The sequence below is a fragment of the Caballeronia arationis genome (genome assembly GCF_001544975.2).
Lineage (GTDB): Bacteria > Pseudomonadota > Gammaproteobacteria > Burkholderiales > Burkholderiaceae > Caballeronia > Caballeronia arationis.
The window spans coordinates 98,944-116,146 of record NZ_FCOG02000014.1 but is presented as its reverse complement, the minus strand read 5'-3'; the positions used below and the strand labels follow the sequence as shown (position 1 = coordinate 116,146).

The 17,203-nt window shown below is 64.5% G+C and carries 18 protein-coding genes, 1 other RNA gene and 1 riboswitch; of the genes, 10 read left to right on the top strand and 9 right to left on the bottom strand.

From position 1 onward, the window contains the following. Positions 1–2 precede the first annotated feature (2 nt). From cobT to AWB81_RS11255, 4 genes are read right to left on the bottom strand one after another with little or no spacing between them, the layout of a single operon-like run. Positions 3–1,052 (bottom strand): nicotinate-nucleotide--dimethylbenzimidazole phosphoribosyltransferase, encoded by a 1,050-nt coding sequence (gene cobT, locus AWB81_RS11270; protein WP_062635212.1) that lies wholly within the window; start codon positions 1,050–1,052, stop codon positions 3–5. Between the two features lie 22 nt (positions 1,053–1,074). Further along, positions 1,075–1,875 carry an ABC transporter ATP-binding protein gene (locus AWB81_RS11265; RefSeq protein ID WP_062635210.1) on the bottom strand — a complete coding sequence of 267 codons (801 nt, stop codon included), beginning with the start codon at positions 1,873–1,875 and terminating at the stop codon, positions 1,075–1,077. Next, positions 1,872–2,915 (bottom strand): FecCD family ABC transporter permease, encoded by a 1,044-nt coding sequence (locus AWB81_RS11260; RefSeq protein ID WP_062635208.1) that lies wholly within the window; start codon positions 2,913–2,915, stop codon positions 1,872–1,874. The genes AWB81_RS11265 and AWB81_RS11260 overlap by 4 nt, the downstream gene beginning before the upstream one ends. A gap of 8 nt (positions 2,916–2,923) precedes the next feature. Further along, positions 2,924–4,792 (bottom strand): TonB-dependent receptor domain-containing protein, encoded by a 1,869-nt coding sequence (locus AWB81_RS11255; RefSeq protein WP_062635206.1) that lies wholly within the window; start codon positions 4,790–4,792, stop codon positions 2,924–2,926. Between the two features lie 92 nt (positions 4,793–4,884). Further along, positions 4,885–5,179, bottom strand: a riboswitch (cobalamin riboswitch). A gap of 219 nt (positions 5,180–5,398) precedes the next feature. Here AWB81_RS11255 and AWB81_RS11250 point away from each other — a divergent pair. The 5 genes from AWB81_RS11250 (at position 5,399) to AWB81_RS11230 (ending at position 7,750) form a co-directional block, all read left to right on the top strand. After that, on the top strand, positions 5,399–5,779 hold the full coding sequence (locus AWB81_RS11250; RefSeq protein ID WP_062635204.1) for a hypothetical protein: 381 nt from the start codon (positions 5,399–5,401) through the stop codon (positions 5,777–5,779). Beyond that, positions 5,776–6,090, top strand: a complete 315-nt coding sequence (locus AWB81_RS11245; protein ID WP_062635202.1) for a cell division protein ZapA — start codon at positions 5,776–5,778, stop codon at positions 6,088–6,090. Before AWB81_RS11250 ends, AWB81_RS11245 begins: the two co-directional genes overlap by 4 nt. Before the next feature lie 114 nt (positions 6,091–6,204). Further along, positions 6,205–6,386: non-coding RNA, 6S RNA (ssrS, locus tag AWB81_RS11240), on the top strand. Positions 6,387–6,477: 91 nt separating this feature from the next. Beyond that, on the top strand, positions 6,478–6,936 hold the full coding sequence (locus AWB81_RS11235) for an EVE domain-containing protein (protein WP_062635266.1): 459 nt from the start codon (positions 6,478–6,480) through the stop codon (positions 6,934–6,936). An 82-nt stretch (positions 6,937–7,018) separates the two neighbouring features. After that, positions 7,019–7,750 (top strand): SIMPL domain-containing protein, encoded by a 732-nt coding sequence (locus AWB81_RS11230; protein WP_062635200.1) that lies wholly within the window; start codon positions 7,019–7,021, stop codon positions 7,748–7,750. Between the two features lie 61 nt (positions 7,751–7,811). Here the strand turns inward: AWB81_RS11230 and lgt are convergent, their stop codons facing one another. Beyond that, entirely contained in the window at positions 7,812–8,717 is a 906-nt protein-coding gene (gene lgt / locus AWB81_RS11225) for a prolipoprotein diacylglyceryl transferase (protein WP_062635198.1), read from the bottom strand. A gap of 47 nt (positions 8,718–8,764) precedes the next feature. Continuing rightward, entirely contained in the window at positions 8,765–9,727 is a 963-nt protein-coding gene (locus AWB81_RS11220) for a LysR substrate-binding domain-containing protein (RefSeq protein ID WP_062635196.1), read from the bottom strand. Between the two features lie 106 nt (positions 9,728–9,833). Here AWB81_RS11220 and ilvD point away from each other — a divergent pair, with 106 nt between their 5' ends. Next, a complete protein-coding gene (gene ilvD / locus AWB81_RS11215; protein ID WP_062635195.1) occupies positions 9,834–11,507 on the top strand; it encodes a dihydroxy-acid dehydratase in 1,674 nt (557 codons plus the stop codon). A 131-nt stretch (positions 11,508–11,638) separates the two neighbouring features. Further along, positions 11,639–11,974, top strand: coding sequence for a c-type cytochrome (locus AWB81_RS11210; RefSeq protein WP_062635264.1), 336 nt, complete (start codon positions 11,639–11,641; stop codon positions 11,972–11,974). Between the two features lie 10 nt (positions 11,975–11,984). On the opposite strand, the gene AWB81_RS46810 is transcribed toward AWB81_RS11210, so the two are convergent. From AWB81_RS46810 to AWB81_RS11195, 3 genes are all read right to left on the bottom strand, one after another. Continuing rightward, positions 11,985–12,338: a DUF2486 family protein gene (locus AWB81_RS46810; protein WP_062635193.1), complete on the bottom strand. Its 354-nt coding sequence runs from the start codon at positions 12,336–12,338 to the stop codon at positions 11,985–11,987. 68 nt (positions 12,339–12,406) lie between these two features. Next, positions 12,407–12,823, bottom strand: coding sequence for a DNA polymerase III subunit chi (locus AWB81_RS11200; RefSeq protein ID WP_062635191.1), 417 nt, complete (start codon positions 12,821–12,823; stop codon positions 12,407–12,409). Positions 12,824–12,866: 43 nt separating this feature from the next. Further along, complete coding sequence (locus AWB81_RS11195; RefSeq protein WP_062635189.1) at positions 12,867–14,387, bottom strand: leucyl aminopeptidase; 1,521 nt, start codon at positions 14,385–14,387, stop codon at positions 12,867–12,869. Between the two features lie 168 nt (positions 14,388–14,555). Between AWB81_RS11195 and lptF the strand changes: the two genes are divergently transcribed. Genes lptF through AWB81_RS11180 form a run of 3 tightly spaced genes read left to right on the top strand, consistent with a single transcriptional unit; the run spans position 14,556 to position 17,197 of the window. After that, on the top strand, positions 14,556–15,653 hold the full coding sequence (lptF, locus tag AWB81_RS11190) for an LPS export ABC transporter permease LptF (RefSeq protein ID WP_062635187.1): 1,098 nt from the start codon (positions 14,556–14,558) through the stop codon (positions 15,651–15,653). 4 nt (positions 15,654–15,657) lie between these two features. Further along, positions 15,658–16,806, top strand: a complete 1,149-nt coding sequence (gene lptG / locus AWB81_RS11185; RefSeq protein WP_062635185.1) for an LPS export ABC transporter permease LptG — start codon at positions 15,658–15,660, stop codon at positions 16,804–16,806. A gap of 19 nt (positions 16,807–16,825) precedes the next feature. Further along, entirely contained in the window at positions 16,826–17,197 is a 372-nt protein-coding gene (locus tag AWB81_RS11180) for a sirohydrochlorin chelatase (RefSeq protein ID WP_062635183.1), read from the top strand. Positions 17,198–17,203 lie beyond the last annotated feature (6 nt).

Here is a 17,203-nt window from a genome sequence, read left to right as displayed (position 1 = left end):
CGTCAGGCGTCCCGGTCCGAGACGCCGGCGGACTCGAAGCTCGCCATCTCGTCGACGAATGCCGCCGCCGCGCGCAGGAGCGGCAACGCGAGCGCCGCGCCCGTGCCTTCGCCGAGTCGCAGGTCGAGTTGCAGGAGCGGCGCGGCATCGAAGTATTCGAGCATGCGAGCGTGCCCCGCTTCGTTCGATGCATGCGCGAACACGCAGTAGTCGAGCACGTCGCGCGAGATCGCATGCGCGACGAGGAGCGCGGAGGTTGCGATGAAGCCGTCGACCAGAATGGTCATGCGCGCTTTCGCGGCGGCGAGGTACGCGCCCGCGATCATGGCGATCTCGAAGCCGCCGAAGGTCGCGAGCGTATCGACGGGATCGGCGCCTTTTGCATGACGTTCGAGCGCTGCCGCGAGCACATCGCGCTTGTGGCTCACGCCTTCGTTCGACAAGCCCGTGCCGCGCCCGACGCAAACGTCGATCGGCAAGCCGCACAGACGGCTCATCAGGCACGCCGCCGCCGACGTGTTCGCAATGCCCATCTCGCCGAAGCCGATCACATTGGTCCCGAGCGACGCATGATGGCGCACGCGCGAAGCGCCCGCCTCGATTGCCTGCAAGGCTTCGTCGCGCGTCATCGCCGGCTCGTGCGCGAAGTTGCGCGTGGCGCCGCGCCGGATCGCGATGTCGACGAGGCCATCCGTCGCGGGCAGCGCCGTGGCGACGCCCGCATCGACCACTTCGAGCGTCATGCCGACCGAGCGCGAAATCGCATTGATCGCGGCGCCTCCGCCCAAAAAATTTGCGACCATCTGCACGGTCACTTCCTGCGGATACGAACTCACGCCTTCAGCGGCGATGCCGTGATCGCCTGCGAATACGATCATCGCTGGCCGTTCGATGCGCGGCTTCGTCGTCTGCTGGATCAGGCCGATTTGCAGCGCGAGAGATTCGAGCCGGCCGAGACTGCCGGGCGGCTTCGTCTTCGTATCGATGATGTGCTGCAGTTCGGCCTGCAACGAGCGGTCGAGCGGTTGGGGCAGGTCTTGAATGAGAGACATCGGTTCGTCCTTTGAAGGCGTTCTATGGCGACAGGTCGGGCATGCGCATCGCGGGCACGAGCGCCTCGTGATCGCCCTGGCGGATCAGCGTAAGCGGATAGCCGAACGCGGCGCTCGCGTGCTCCGCGCTCAGCACGTCGCGAGCGGGGCCTGCGTGCGCGCGGCCCGCGCCGTCGAGCAAAAGCGCGTGCGTCGCGTAACGGCGCGCGAGGTTCAGATCGTGGCATGAAAAGATCACCGTGCGCGCATCGCTGCGCTCGCGCACCCATGCGTTCAGCGCGTGCAGGCAGTCGATCTGGTGATGCAGGTCCAGATGCGACAGCGGTTCGTCGAGCAAGAGCAACGGCGCGTCCTGGCACAGCGTCGCGGCCAGCGCGACGCGCTGCCGCTCGCCGCCTGAAAGCGACAGCACGTCGCGCGCAGCGAACGCAGCGAGCCCGAGCAGGTCGAGCGCCGCGTGTGCCGCCTTGCGGTCCGCATCGCTTTCCCAGCCCCAGCCCGTCAGATGAGGAAAGCGGTTGAGCATGACGATGTCGAGCACGGCCGCATCGAACGCATCGTGGGTGCTTTGCGGCATCAGCGCACGACGGCGCGCGAGATCGGCGGCGCGCCAGTCGTCGAGATCGACGCCATCTATCGAGACCGAGCGCGCCGCAGCCTTCGACAAACCAGCCAGCGCGCCGATGAGCGTAGTCTTGCCCGCGCCGTTCGGCCCGGCGATGCACCACATTTCGCCGGGCGCGAAGGTCTGCGTGAGCGATTCGACGAGCGTGCGGCTCGCGGCTCGCAACGTGAGGCTGGTAACGCGAAGGCTCGCGTTCATCGCGGCCTCCGCAGCAGCATCCACAGAAACACAGGCACGCCGATTAGCGCCGTAATCACGCCCACCGGCAACTGCGCCGGCGCGATCGCCGTGCGCGCGATCAGGTCCGCGCTCATCACCGCGGCGCCGCCCCCGAGCGCGGCAGCGGGCATCAGCATGCGCTGGTCATTGCCGAACGCAAGCCGCAATACGTGCGGCACGACCAGTCCCACGAAACCGATCGTGCCCGCGGTCGTCACGGCCGCTGCCGCCGCAAGCGATGCCACGAGATAGATGCAGAGCCGCAGGCGCACGACCGGCACGCCCAGCGCCTCTGCGGCGGCATCGCCGCGCAGCAGCACGTTGAGTTGCGGCGCGACGGGAACGACGAACACGAACGCGACGGCCAGCGCAACAAGCGCGGTCCACGGGGTCGCGACGCCGTTCAGGTCGCCCGTCAGCCAGAAGACCATGCCGCGCAGGCGGCTCTCCGGCGCGACGGCCAGCATCAGCGTGATGAGCGCGCCCCAGCCCGCCGCGATCACCGCACCCGTCAGCAGCAGACGCGGCGATGCGTCCTGCGGTTCTCCGCGCCAAAGCTCGCGGCGCGCAAGGCCGAGCACGAGCAGGATCGACAGCAAGGCGCCTGCGAAAGCGGCCGCATCGACGCTCCACCACGGCATCGAAACGAGCATTGCGCCGAGCGCGAACGTCGCCGCGCCGCCGGACACGCCGAGCACGTATGGCTCCGCAAGCGGATTGCGCAGAAGCACTTGCAGCAGCGCGCCGGCCATCGCGAGCAACGCGCCCGAGGCGAAGCCCGCGAGCGCGCGCGGCAGGCGCAGACTCAGCACGATTTCATCGATCACATCGGACGACGATGTTCGCGCATGCAGCAACGCATCGATCACCCGCAGCGGCGACAGCGCAATGCTGCCGAGCGCAAGAGACGCCACGAACAAGACGAGCGCCGCCACCGCGAGCGCGGTCCAGATGGCGGCGGCGCGGCTCGCATTCATGCCGCGCGCGGGCGGACGCCCGGTGCTTGCGTCAGCGCGCATCGTCCGGTTCAAAGCTGCCGCCAGCCGATCGTGATGTACGCGCCGCGATGCGGCGTGTTGTACGAATAAGCGAGTTCATAGTCCTTGTCGAACAGGTTGTCGATGCGCGCGTCCACGTACCACGACCTCGTGATGTCATAACGCGCCGACAGGTTCACGAGACCGTAGCCCGCGAGCGTCGACTCGTAGTCGCTTCGCGCGCCACTCACGATCCATTCGCCGCCCAGGCGCCAGTTGCCAATCGAGCGATGCGCGGTGAAGCTCGCGAAACGACGCGCGCGGCGCGTGAGTTCTTCGTGATTCGTCTCGTCGACGGGGTTCTGCAGCGTGAAGCTCGCGCGCACGTCGGTGGCGCCGACATGCCCCGCCCACGATCCCTCGATGCCCTGCACCTTCGCGCGCCCCACGTTCTGCGCAATGTAGAAGCCGCTGCCATCGGCGACATAATCGATCAGGTTCGAATAGAGCGTCTGGAACGCCGTGAGACGCAGCACGCCAAGCTGCGACGACGCGTACTGCAACGCCGCCTCGATCGAATGGCTGCGTTCAGGCTCGATCGACGGATTGCCGCTGAGCGGATAGTACAGATCGTCGAAGCTCGGTGCGCGAAACGATGCGGCGTAGCTTGCGGTCGCCTTCCAGTGCGCATCGAAGTTGTAGCCATAGCCGAGATAGTAGCTGTTCGCGCCGCCGAAATCGGAGTACTGGTCGCGCCGCAGGTTCGCCTGGAACTGGCTCGCCCCGATCCGCCCCACATAACCGGCGAACACGGAGTTCACGTGACGGTCGGGCGCGTCGAGCTGGTCGGAATCGAGCGTCTGGTCCATGTGCTCGTAGCCGAAGAGCAGCTTGTGACCGGGCGCGAGCCGGACATCGTTCTGCCACAGGTACTGGCGATTCTCCGAGTTGAAGCGGTTCGTATAGACGCCGTTCTGTTCGATGTTCGCGCGGTCCTGGCCTTGGGCAATCGTGAAGTGCGTGGTCCAGAGGTCGGTCAGTCTGCCGTTCGCGAATACCGATGCCGATCGCACGCGGTCGTGCGATTCGTTGAGGTCGAACGGGCTGCCGTAGGCGTCGTCGAAGCTGTTGATGCCGTTCGACTGCAAGAATCGTACGCCGCCATCCCACTTGTCAGTGAAGGCATGGCGCAACGTCGCCGCGACGCTTTCATTCAAATATCCGTTCGCGTTCGGGTTCGCGCCGGGTGCGACGGCGGGATCGATTGACGAGAAGCTGTCGGTCTTTTCGCGCGAGACGGTGAAGTCGAATGTCGTGCGGCCTTCGCGGTCGAGCGCGCCGTTCACGCCGAATTGCTGCCGCTGCGTGTGATAGCTGCCGTATTCGGCTTCGACGTTCACGCGCGGCGGATGATTGCCGCCCTCTTTCGTGAAGATCTGCACGACGCCGCCGATCGCGCCCGATCCGTACAGCGCGGACACGTTGCCGTTCACCACTTCGATGCGGTCGATTTCGTCGAGCATCAGTTGCGAGAGTTGCGCGGCGCCGAGTCCCGCCGACTCGACGCGCACGCCGTCGATCAAGACGAGCGACTGCGCCGACGACGCGCCGCGCACGTAGAGCCCCGACGTCGCGCCCGGCCCCCCGTTGCGCGTGACCTGCACGCCCGGCGCGAGGGCCAGAAGGCCGAGCGCATCGGAGGCGTTGGTATCGGCGATGTCCTGTGCGTCGAAGAGCGAGGTCTGCCCGATCGAATCGGCGAGCGGCTCGGGCGCGCGCGTCGCGGTCACGACGACGGGCGCGAGCGTCGTCAACGCATTGCGGTCGACCGGATCGATGGACTGCGCGAGCGAAGCGAACGGCATGCCACAGGCGACGAGCAGCACCGGACGCGCCGCGCGGGCGAAGATTGAAAACATGTGTGAAGCGTTTCCTGTCGATGACGAGCGCGGCCCGCTCCCCGCGGGCTTCATGCGCGTATCGGCACGGCGCGCGAGCACAAGGCAAAGCGCGACGGACCCGACCTCTGGCCGGTATCCGGGCTGGCGACAGCATCGTCCCGCCTTCCCGCACATTCGCGCAGTGGCTTTTAACGTTTGCCGCAGCCGCATATTTCAAGTGACGAAAAATGTGGACTAAAACGCGGACAAAACGCATCGGGGACGACTTGCAACTTGCGTTGCGGTCGCTTACCGTTGCGGGGGCAGCACAGGTTGGCTCGTCCTTGCCGGACTTCGCTCCCTGTTTCCCGTTTGACTGCGCCCGCTTCGAACGCGGGCGCGAGCACCAAAAGTGCAGCAAGTTTAGGAGCCACGCCAAAGGGCGTCAAGAAAGCGTCGCAGATGCAAAAGGTTTGCGCGCGCTCCTTTTGACGCGACGCAACTGCCCGCTCTTTCCACACACGTATTGCGCTGAAGAAATGCGTTTTTGCGCATGAAGGCGTGCTGTTACGTCTCGAAACGAGACATTTATCGGAAGCACGGATGAACCGCGCTAAAATGCGAGGTCTTTAGAGGACGCAGCACATGCTCAACGAACTCGAATCACTTTCACAGAACATCGGCCGGCTGATCAAGATCAGCGAGCGCCATCACCAGGCCCGCCGCGCACTCGAAGAACAACTCGACCAGTTGCGTGCCGACTTCGCCGCCGTGCAGATCGAACTCGCGCAGGTGCGCGAAGATCGTGACACGCTGCAGGCGGAACGCGACGGACTCTCGGCGAAGATCGACGACGCGCAGGTGCGCCTGAATGCCATCCTCGAAAAACTGCCGCGCGCAAAAGCCGCGCCCGAGCCCGACAACCAACTGGATCTCCTTGGCCCCGATTCGTCGTCCGATGCGCCGCCCGAACCCGCGCACGCCGGCGAGATGCACGGTGAACACAGCCACGGAGAAAAAGCATGAGCACCAAACAGATCGAAGTCTCCATTCTCGGCCAGCAATACCGTCTCGCCTGCTCGGCCGAAACAGAAGACGCACTGCGCGAGGCCGTGGCCCGCGTCGATGCAGAGATGAACAAGGTGCGCAATGCAAGCAACGTGCGCGGCACGGACCGTATCGCGGTGATGGCGGCGCTCTCGCTGGCGTCGGAATTGCTTAAGCTGCAGAACAGCGTGCGTCATGGGGAAGCCTTCCCCGCCGAAGAAATCCGCCACACGATGCACCAGATGAACGAGCAGCTGGGCGCGGTCATCGCGCAATATGAAGCGCAGTAAGCACACTCTTGCGACGAGCATGCTCATCACATGGCCGCTTGCGTGACAAGCGTCCTTAAATCGCGAAAGGTTAAAGTCGTTGCTGCATCCGACTGGCGATTGGTGTAGAGTTAGTACTCCCTGCCTGGTTCGCCAAGGTCATATATTCCTTGAACCAATGCCATTGTGCACGGTTGCGGAAATTTGTAGCACGGGCGCGCGCGTCACTCTGTCTGATGTACCCGAAGTGCTGCTTACTGCGACCAATCTTGAACCCCGGTTCAGGATGCCGGCCTAGCGGCTGAGGCGGGGACCTTATTTGAAACGGCATCGGTTTTTCCGATGCCGTTTTTCTTTTGGTCGTCGCTTTGGTACGCTGCTCAACACGCTCTTACATTCACATCGATCATGCGTTACTGGCTGATGAAGTCCGAACCGGACGAAGCGAGCATCGATCATCTCGCACACGCACCGAAGAAAACCCTGCCATGGACAGGCGTGCGCAACTATCAGGCACGCAACTTCATGCGCGACGCGATGCAGGTCGGCGATCGCGTGCTCTTCTATCATTCGAGCTGCCCGCAGCCAGGCATCGCGGGCATCGCCGAGGTCGTCTCGACGGCTTACCCCGATCCCACACAGTTCGACGCCAAGAGCCCCTATTACGATCCCAAGTCGACGCAGGAGACGCCACGGTGGCTCCTCGTCGACGTGCGCTTCGTGAAGAAGACGCCGCTCGTCCCGCTCGCGACACTGCGCGAACACAAGGAACTCGCCGACATGCAGGTGCTCGCGAGAGGCAATCGTCTCTCGATCACGCCCGTGACCGAAGCGCAATGGCGCTTCATCACCGAGCATCTCGTCTAGAAGCGCCAAGGAACTTCGCGCGCTCGTGAGCCGCCTAAGTGACGTCGCAAATCAGGCGATTCAACGCTCCCGGAGTTCCACGATGATAAAAAGCAAAACCGCGTTCGCGCTCGCAGCCGCCGCCATTTCGAGCGCGGCGCTCACGATGTCGGCGACGGTCGCCGCGCAAACCGTGCTCACGCAGCCGCAGCCTTCGGGCGTGCTGTCGCTGTCGGCGCAGGCGAGCACCGAAGTCCCGCAGGACACCGTCAACATCACGCTCTTCTACGAGCAGGAAGCGCAGGACGCTTCGTCGCTCACGACCACGCTCAACCAGCGCGCCGACGCTGCCTTGCGCACGGCAAAGGGCGTCGATGGCGTCACGGCGCGCAGCGGTTCGTTCACCGTGTTTCCGTCGACCGATCGCGACGGCCGCATTTCCGCCTGGCGCGGCCGCACCGAGGTCGTGCTGGAGTCTCATGATTTCGCGGCGGCGTCGAAGCTCGCGGGCAAGATGAGTTCGTCGATGCAGGTCGGCAACGTCGCGTTCTCGCTGTCGCCGCAGGCGCAGCGCACGGCCGCGCAGAAGCTCTCGACGCAGGCAATCGAATCGTTTCGCCAGCAGGCGCAGGCGTCGGCGCAGGCGTTCGGCTATAGCGGCTATTCGATCCGCGAAGTCAGCGTGAATCACGACGGTACGGCGCCGCGTCCCGTGATGATGATGCAGGCACGCGCGATGGGCGCCGATGCAAAGATGGCCGCGCCCATGGCCTTCGAGGCGGGCACGTCGACAGTGACGGTCAACGTGTCGGGGTCGGTGCAGATGGCGCGCTGAACGCACGCATCGTCTTGCACGAAGAACAACGCCTCGCATTTTGCGAGGCGTTGTTCATGGATCAGGCCGCGTTCGCGGGCTTCGAAGGCAATCGCCCGTCGCGCCGGTACGCCCAGATCATCATGCCGATCCCTGCGATGATCATCGGCAGCGAAAGCCACTGCCCCATCGAGAAGCCAAGCGCGAGGAGGCCGAGATAATCGTCCGGTTCGCGCGCGAATTCCACCGTGAAGCGCGCAAGTCCATAGCCGATCAGAAAGAGCGCCGAGCCCGCGCCCACCGGCCGCGGCTTGCGCGAGAACGTCCACAGCACAATGAAAAGCACGAGGCCTTCCAGCGCGATCTCGTACAACTGCGACGGATGGCGCGGCAGCATGTGATAGCGCTCGAAGATCTCTGTCAGATGCCAGCGCATGTCGGCTTGCGGATGCTTTGTGAGCCAGATCGCGTCATCGTTCGATGCGCCCGGAAAGAGCATCGCCCACGGCGCATTCGGATCGGTCACGCGGCCCCACAGCTCGCCGTTGATAAAGTTGCCGAGGCGCCCCGCCGCGAGCCCGAGCGGCACCATCGGCGCGACGAAGTCGGTGACCTGCATCCAGGTGCGCTTGCGCTGGTACGCGAAGAGGATCATCGCGAGCGTCACGCCGAGAAAGCCGCCGTGAAACGACATGCCGCCTTCCCACACCTTGAAGATATCGAGCGGATGCGCCGCGTACCAGCTCGCCTTGTAGAAGACCACATAGCCGAGCCGGCCGCCCAGAATCGTGCCGAGCACGCCGTAGAACAGCATGTCGTCGATGTCGCGCGCGGTCCAGCCTTGAGCCGCGACGTGCGGCAGCCGCAGTCGCAGCCGGCCGACGACGACCGCCGTCACGAACGCGACCAGATACATGAGACCGTACCACCGCACGGCGAGCGGGCCGAGATGAATCGCGACGGGATCGAAATTGGGGTGTATGAGCATCGTAAGTTGTAGTAGCGGTTCGAGATGCGCGAACTATAAAGCGCGAACTATGAAGCAGGCACCGACGCGCCGTGGGCTCGCACGATGTCGATGAAACCGGCAAGCACGGGACTCACCTCCGCCGCGCGCCACACGAGGCCGGTCTCGACAAGAGCGCCGTTGCCCGCGCCGGTTTCAGCAAGCGGACGATACACCACGCCCGTGCGCCGCAGATTACGAAGCGACTGCGGCACGAGCGCGACGCCCATGCCGGCGGACACGAGGCTCACGATGGTCTGCATCTGGATTGCCTCCTGCCCGATGCGCGGCGTGAGTCCACACGCGCCGTAGCAACCCATAATGATGTCATAGAAACCGGGCGCAAGCCGTCTCGGGAAGACGACGAGCGGCGTGGACGCCAGTTCTTCCAGGCTCACCGGCGTGTCGGCCCATTCGCCCGCGCCTTGTCCGAGTTGCGCGGCCAGTTCCGCCGGCAGTGCGACGACGAGCGGCTCGCGCGCGATCGGCAGATACGACAGCGCCGCGACATGGCGCGTCGGCAGCGGCGGAATCACGAGGCCCGCGTCGATGCGGCCCGCGACCAGTTCCTCGATCTGCACGTCGCTGGTGGCTTCGGTGAGCTGCAGGCGCACGCCGGGATAGCGCGCGCCGAAATCGCGCAGGAGCGACGGCAGGAGACCGTAGTCCGCCGTCGAGACGAACGCGAGCGACAGCACCCCCGCCTCGCCGCGCGCGAGCGATTGCGCGAGCGGCCTGAGCGCCTCGGCGGCGGAAAGCAGGCGCCGGACTTCCGGCAGCAGGTCGTGGCCGACCGGCGTAAGCTCGACGGATCGCTTCGTGCGGACGAACAGCGCCACGCCAAGCGCCTCCTCCAGTGCGCGGATCGCCTGCGACAGCGGCGGCTGCGTCATCGCGAGGCGCGCCGCCGCGCGGCCGAAATGCATTTCTTCCGCGACGGTCACGAAGTAGCGCAGCAGCCGCAATTCGATGGGTGGATTGCGCAGGTCCATTGATATCTCGTGCGACCTAATAAACCCTGAATAATATATTGGACAGACACTTGCCGACGCTGCATCCTTCCGGCACTAGACGAAAAAATCCTCAAGGAGCCCCCAAATGGCCTTCAATCGCCGCTCGAAAAACATCACCCAGGGCGTGGCGCGCTCGCCCAATCGCTCGATGTACTACGCCCTTGGCTACAAGGAAGAAGACTTCGACAAGCCGATGATCGGCATCGCCAACGGCCACTCGACGATCACGCCGTGCAACGCCGGCCTGCAGCGTCTTGCCGACGCCGCCGTCGAATCGATCAGGAAATCGGACGCGAACCCGCAGATCTTCGGCACGCCCACCATTTCCGACGGCATGTCGATGGGCACCGAAGGCATGAAGTACTCGCTCGTCTCGCGCGAAGTGATCGCCGACTGTATCGAGACGGCCGTCCAGGGCCAGTGGATGGACGGCGTCGTCGTGATCGGCGGCTGCGACAAGAACATGCCGGGCGGCATGATCGGCCTCGCGCGCATGAACGTGCCGGGCATCTACGTGTATGGCGGCACGATCCGTCCGGGCAACTGGAAGGGCAAGGATCTGACCATCGTGTCGTCGTTCGAGGCGGTCGGCGAATTCACGGCCGGGCGCATGTCGGAAGAGGACTTCAAGGGCATCGAGAAGAACTCGTGCCCGTCCACCGGTTCGTGCGGCGGCATGTACACCGCCAACACGATGAGCTCGTCGTTCGAGGCGCTCGGCATGTCGCTGATGTATTCGTCGACAATGGCGAACCCGGATCAGGAAAAGGTCGACTCGTCGGCCGAATCGGCGCGCGTGCTGGTCGAAGCGGTCAAGAAGGACCTGAAGCCGCGCGACATCATCACGAAGAAGTCGATCGAGAACGCGGTCGCGCTGATCATGGCGACGGGCGGCTCGACCAATGCCGTGCTGCACTATCTGGCGATCGCGCACGCCGCGGAAGTGGAATGGACCATCGACGACTTCGAGCGCATGCGCAAGAAAGTGCCGGTCATTTGCGACCTGAAGCCGTCGGGTCAGTTCGTCGCGACCGACCTGCACAAGGCGGGCGGCATTCCGCAAGTGCTGCGCATCCTGCTCGACGCGGGTATGTTGCACGGCGACTGCATCACGATCACGGGCCGCACGATCGCTGAAGAACTGAAGGACGTGCCGGGCAAGCCGCGTGCCGATCAGAAGGTGATCTATCCGATCGACCAGGCGCTCTACAAAGAAGGCCACCTCGCGATCCTGAAGGGCAATCTCGCGCCGGACGGCGCCGTTGCCAAGATCACGGGCCTGAAGAACCCGGTCATCACGGGCCCGGCGCGCGTGTTCGAAGACGAGCAGAGCGCGATGGATGCGATCCTCGCCGACAAGATCAAGGCCGGCGACGTCGTCGTGCTGCGCTATCTCGGACCGCAAGGCGGCCCGGGCATGCCGGAGATGCTCGCACCGACTTCGGCGATCATTGGCAAGGGGCTGGGCGAATCGGTCGGCCTCATCACGGACGGCCGGTTCTCCGGCGGCACATGGGGCATGGTGGTCGGCCACGTCGCGCCGGAAGCGTTCGCGGGCGGCACGATCGGCCTCGTGCACGAAGGCGATTCGATCACCATCGACGCGCACAAGCTGCTGCTGGAACTGAACGTCGATGCCGCGGAAATCGAGCGCCGTCGCGCCGCATGGAAAAAGCCGTCGCCGCGTTACACACGCGGCGTGCTCTCGAAGTACGCAGCGCTCGCGCTGCCCGCCAACAAGGGCGCGGTGACGGGCTGACGATTCGTCGCTGATTGCTGAACGCTGACGAACGAAGGGGCGCACGATGCAAATCGTGCGCCCCTTGTCATTGGGCGGCGTCTTTTATAATGCCGCGAAAGCAGGTCGGGCAGGCATCGACGGAGACCATCATGATTTCGATCGGACGATATGCCGCTACGCTCGCAGCGCTTGCGATGCTGTCGGTGTGCGGTGCAGCACGGGCGCAGGGAGAAGACTCGATGCTGTCGCTCGCGCAGAGCCGCAACTGCATGAGCTGCCACTCGGTGACGCGCATGTCGATGGGCCCCGCGTTTCGCAGTGTCGCGGAGAAATACGCCGGCGTTGAAGGCGCGCACGCAGTGCTCGCGCGCAAGATCGTGGAAGGCGGCGTGGGCGTCTGGGGCCCGGTGCCGATGCCCGCGAATACGCAACTGACCGCCGCTCAGGCGAGCGCCCTCGCCGACTGGATCCTTTCGCTGCGCTGACGCGCGCCGCTCAGGCGCTCCGGCGCCGCTGCAGTTCTTCTTCCACCGCCTCGCGCACCCAGTCCGTCATCTCCGCTTCCAGCGCGAGCGCGACCTCGCGCGTGATCTGATGCACGAGCCAGGTCGAATGTTCGCTCAGCGCGTCGCGGCAACGCGACTCGATCAGCTCGCGGCCGTCGCCCGTCAGGAAGTTCGTGAAGCGCCCGTGCAGGCGCTCGGCGATGAATTCGGCATCGTAATCCGTGGCGTGCGCGGGCGTCGGCGCGCCCTGTCCCGGCGTGCGCGCGTATTGCGACTTGCCCGGCACGACGACTTCAGTGAGAACGGGGATCGAGGTATCGAAATCTTCTGGCGTGTTGGGCACGGTTCACTCCGTCTCTCTGTAGATGTGCGGCCGATCATATCGCGACGCGTCGCGCGACTTATGTACGGTCAACCGCCTTGCTTGTGCATGTTGAGCGCATAGCCGCGGTCGCGGTAGAAGCGAAAGCGCTGTCGGCCGGCCGCAAGCTCTTCCTCGTCGTCGCCGACCACTTCGATCAGCCGCTCGAAGCGCGCGAACTGTACAGGCACGCTCTGACCCAGATTGATCAGGATGCGATGGTGCGGCGCGTCATCGAGATTGGCCGCGAGCACGACCGGCGTGTCCTTCGCGAGCGGGCTGCCCGCCATGCAGTGCGGCACGAAGTCGAGCGGCGAGAAGGTCCAGAGCTGTTCGTCGAAGGCCGCGAGCCGCGCGGGCTCGGCGAGCACGATGATCGGCTCGCCGCTCAGATACGCCTTCCTGACGAGGCGGCACGCATAGGCAATCGAATCGCCGACGTTCGTGTGAAAGTCGATGCGCGTCATGCCTGCGCCTCGCTCGCCCGCATGGCGCGACAAAAGCCGGACGTCATTGACCCGCGCGGTCGATCAGGAACTGTGCAAGGAGCGGCACCGGACGGCCCGTCGCGCCCTTCGCCGCGCCGCTCTTCCACGCGGTGCCCGCGATGTCGAGGTGGGCCCACGGATAGTTCTGCGCGAACCGCGACAGGAAGCACGCCGCCGTCACGCTGCCCGCCGGACGTCCCCCGATATTCGCGAGATCGGCGAAATTCGACTTCAGCTGGTCCTGATATTCGTCGTCGAGCGGCAGGCGCCAGGCCGGGTCGACCGCTTCGCGCGAGGCGTCGAGCAGTTCGCCCGCGAGCGCGTCGTCCTTCGAGAAGAGCCCCGAATTGTGATGGCCGAGCGCGATGATACAGGCGCCCGTGAGCGTCGCGATGTCGACGACCGCCGCCGGCTTGAAGCGCTCTGCATACGTGAGCGCGTCGCACAGGATGAGGCGGCCTTCGGCATCGGTGTTGAGCACTTCGATGGTCGTGCCGTTCATCGCCGTGATGATGTCGCCGGGTTTGAGCGCGTTGCCGGCCGGCATGTTCTCGCAGGTCGGCACGATGCCGACCACGTTGAGCTTCAGCCCCATCTCCGCGACCGCGCGCAGCGTGCCGAACACCGAGGCCGCGCCGCACATGTCGTACTTCATCTCGTCCATGGCCTCGCCGGGCTTGATGGAGATGCCGCCCGAGTCGAACGTGATGCCCTTGCCGACCAGCACGACCGGCGCGCCCGCGTTCTTGCCCGAGCCAGCTCCCTGATAGTGCATGACGATGAACGCCGGCGGCTCGACCGAGCCCTTCGCGACCGCGAGGAACGAACCCATGCCGAGCGCTTCGATCTGCTTCTGGCCGAGCACTTCGACCTTCAGCTTCCAGTCGCGGCCGAGCTTCTTCGCGGTTTGGCCGAGATAGGTCGGTGTGCAGACGTTCGGCGGCAGGTTGCCGAGATCGCGCGTGAGGTCCATGCCGTTCGCCAGCGCGGCGCCCTGCTTCGCGGCGAGTTTGGCCGCCTTTTCTTCGGTCGGGTCGATGCTGAACACGATCTTCTTTAGCGCACGCGCGCCGTTTTCCGGCTTGCTCTTCATCTGCGTGAACTTGTAGGTCAGCTCGCGCAGCGCGAGGATCGCGGCGCGCACGGCCCAGTCGCCGGTGCGTTCGAGCACGGGCAGTTGCGCGAGGGTGAACGTCACCTGCGCGATCTTAGTGCCGAGAATGGCGCGCCATGCCGCGCGTGCGGCTTCGCCATAAGCCTTCTGACTGAAGACATCCTGCTTGCCGAGTCCGACGAGCAGGATCCGCGAAGCGCCGATGCCCGTGATCTCGTGCAAAAAGAGCGTCGTGCCCGCCTTGCCGTTCATGTCGCCGGCCTTCACGACACGCGTGATGAGCCCCTTGGTGGCCAGGTCGAGCTCGAGCGCGGCGCCTGTCAGCGTCTGCGCTTCGAACACGCCAACCACCATGACGTCGGCCTTCCCGTTGAGGAAACCATTTGCCGCGCCTTTGCTCCAATCACAGGCTTTTATGCTAAAGTCCATCGCGCTTATCCTCGGATAAAATCTGGGCTGAAGGATGAAAGCCGCAATTATCCGCTATTTTTTCCGCGGCGGTCACAGGCGGGAGTCTCCGGGAACGTTCGCATCGCCCGGGCGTCTGTCAAAGCATGCGCTTGCAAAGCATCGCCGCCGGCCATCAGTTACCAATCAATGATCTTCGAACGCTCCCTACAGCGCGAACTCGCGTATACGGCCGGTGCCGTATTCATGGTGCTGCTCACGATCATGCTGACGACGATGATGATCCGCATCGTCGGCTTCGCTGCGTCGGGAGAAATCGATCCGCGCGATGTCGTCGTGCTGATCGGCCTCACCGTGATCGGCTATCTCGCCGTCATGCTGATCGTCACGCTGTTCGTCTCGATTCTCTTCGTGCTCACGCGCTGGTATCGCGATTCCGAAATGGTGGTGTGGCTCGCCTCGGGCGTGAGCCAGACGCAGCTCATCAAGCCGGTCGCCGTCTTCTCCACGCCGATCCTCATCCTGATCGTGTTCTTCGCGTTTGTCGGCTGGCCGTGGTCGAATCAGCAGAGCAAGCTCATCAAGCAGCGCTTCCAGCAGCGCGATGAAGTGTCGCTGCTCGCGCCGGGCCAGTTCCGCGAGTCGCCCGCGAGCCATCGCGTGTTCTTCATCGAGAAGATGTCGCCTGACCAGGGGCATGTCGAGAATGTGTTCGTCACGAGCACCGAAGGCGGCAAGGTCAACGTGATCGTGTCGAAGACGGGCCACACCGAAACGCGCGAGGATGGCGACCGCTTCATCGTGCTCGAAAACGGCCGTCGCTACGACGGCGAACCGGGCCAGCCGAACTTCCGCATCATGGAGTTCGAGCGCTATGGTGTGAAGATACAGAGCCGTCAGGTCGTCAACACGCCGACCACCACCGGCATTTCCACGCCCGACCTGCTCGCCAATCCGACCAAGAACAATCTCGCCGAATTCGCGTGGCGCGCGGGCCTTCCGCTCATCGCGGTCAACCTGATGCTGCTCGCTATTCCGCTCTCTTACCAGAACCCGCGCCGCAGCCGCACGATCAACCTCGTGATGGCCGTGCTCATCTACCTCACGTACTCGAATCTTCTGAACGTGGTGCAGTCGTGGATCGAGCAGGGGAAGATGTCGTTCGGCGTCGGCATTATCGGCTTGCATATTCTCGTGGCGCTGCTGGTCGGCTTCATCTTCTGGCTGCGCATCCGCAACCGGCCGCTCTTCAGGCTGTCGTCCTTCCGCCGTTCGAAGGAGGCCTGACGCAATGCGCATCTACGAACGGTATTTCGCGCGTCAGATTTACTACGCGTTCGTCTTCATCCTGTTTGCGTTCTCGGGTCTGTTCTTTTTCTTCGACCTGATCAATGAACTCAACACTGTCGGACACGGCAACTACAAGTTCGGGCTCGCCGTGCTGCGCGTCGGGCTGCAGACGCCGTCGCGCTTCTACGAGATCATTCCGGTCGCGGCGCTCATCAGCGCGATCTACGTTTTCGCGCAGATGGCCGCGGCCTCCGAATTCACGATCTTCCGCGTCTCCGGTCTCTCTACGGGACGGGCGCTGCGGTCGCTCCTGAAGATCGGCGTGCCGCTCGTGTTCGTGACTTACATCATCGGCGAAGTGGTCGGGCCTTACTCGGACCAGCTGAGCGAGCGCGTGCGGCTGGAGGCGCTCGGCTCGTCGGTGTCGACGAACTTCCAGTCGGGCGTCTGGGTGAAGGACACGCTCACCGCCCGCGACAACGGCGAGCAGGTCACGCGCTTCGTCAACGTCGGGCAACTGAATCCGGATACGACGATCGCCAACGTGCGCATCTACGAGTTCGATTCGAAGTTCCGCCTGCAGAACGTGCGCATCGCGAAGACGGGCGTGTACGAGCCGCCGGGACACTGGAAGCTCACGGGCGTGACCGACACGCAGCTGATCGACGCCGCGCCGCAGGCCGCGAGCCCGGGCGATGCGCTGAACCCGGTGTATCGCGCGAAGCAGACAACGCTACCCGAATACTCGCTGCGCTCCGAACTCACGCCGCAGATCCTGTCGGTGCTGCTGGTGTCGCCGGATCGCATGTCGATGTTCAACCTGTTCCGCTACATCCAGCACTTGACCGAGAATCATCAGGACACTCAGCGCTATCAGATCGCGTTCTGGCGCAAGATCCTGTATCCGTTCGCGGTATTCGTGATGCTGGTGCTCTCGCTGCCGTTCGCGTACCTGCACACGCGAGCGGGTGTCGTCGGCGTGAAGGTGTTCGGCGGAATCATGATCGGCATGAGCTTCCAGTTGTTCAACACGCTCTTTTCGCACATCGGCAACCTGAACACGTGGCCCGCGCCGGTCACCGCGGCCGTTCCGGCGCTCGCCTATCTCGTGATCGGGCTGGTCGGCCTCAAGTGGGTCGACCGGCACTAGGCCCCGCGCCGGAGGAAGCATGAGCAAGCATGGCATCATTCTGTTCGGCCACGGCGCGCGCGATGCACGCTGGGCAGAACCGTTCGAACGCCTCGCCGTCAGGCTGCGCAAAGCGCGCAGCGAACCGGTCTCGCTCGCCTTCCTCGAATTGATGACGCCCGATTTGCCAACCGCCGTCGCAGAGCAGGCCGCGAGCGGTTGCGACGCGGTGACCGTTGTGCCGGTGTTCTTCGGACAGGGCGGACACGTTCGCCGCGACCTGCCCCAGATCATCGACGCGTGCCGCGCGGCGCACCCGGGCCTGACGATACATTGCGCGACGGCAGTCGGCGAAGACGATGCCGTGCTGGACGCGATCGCGGGGTACTGTATGCGGCAGTTAGATGCCTGAAAAAAA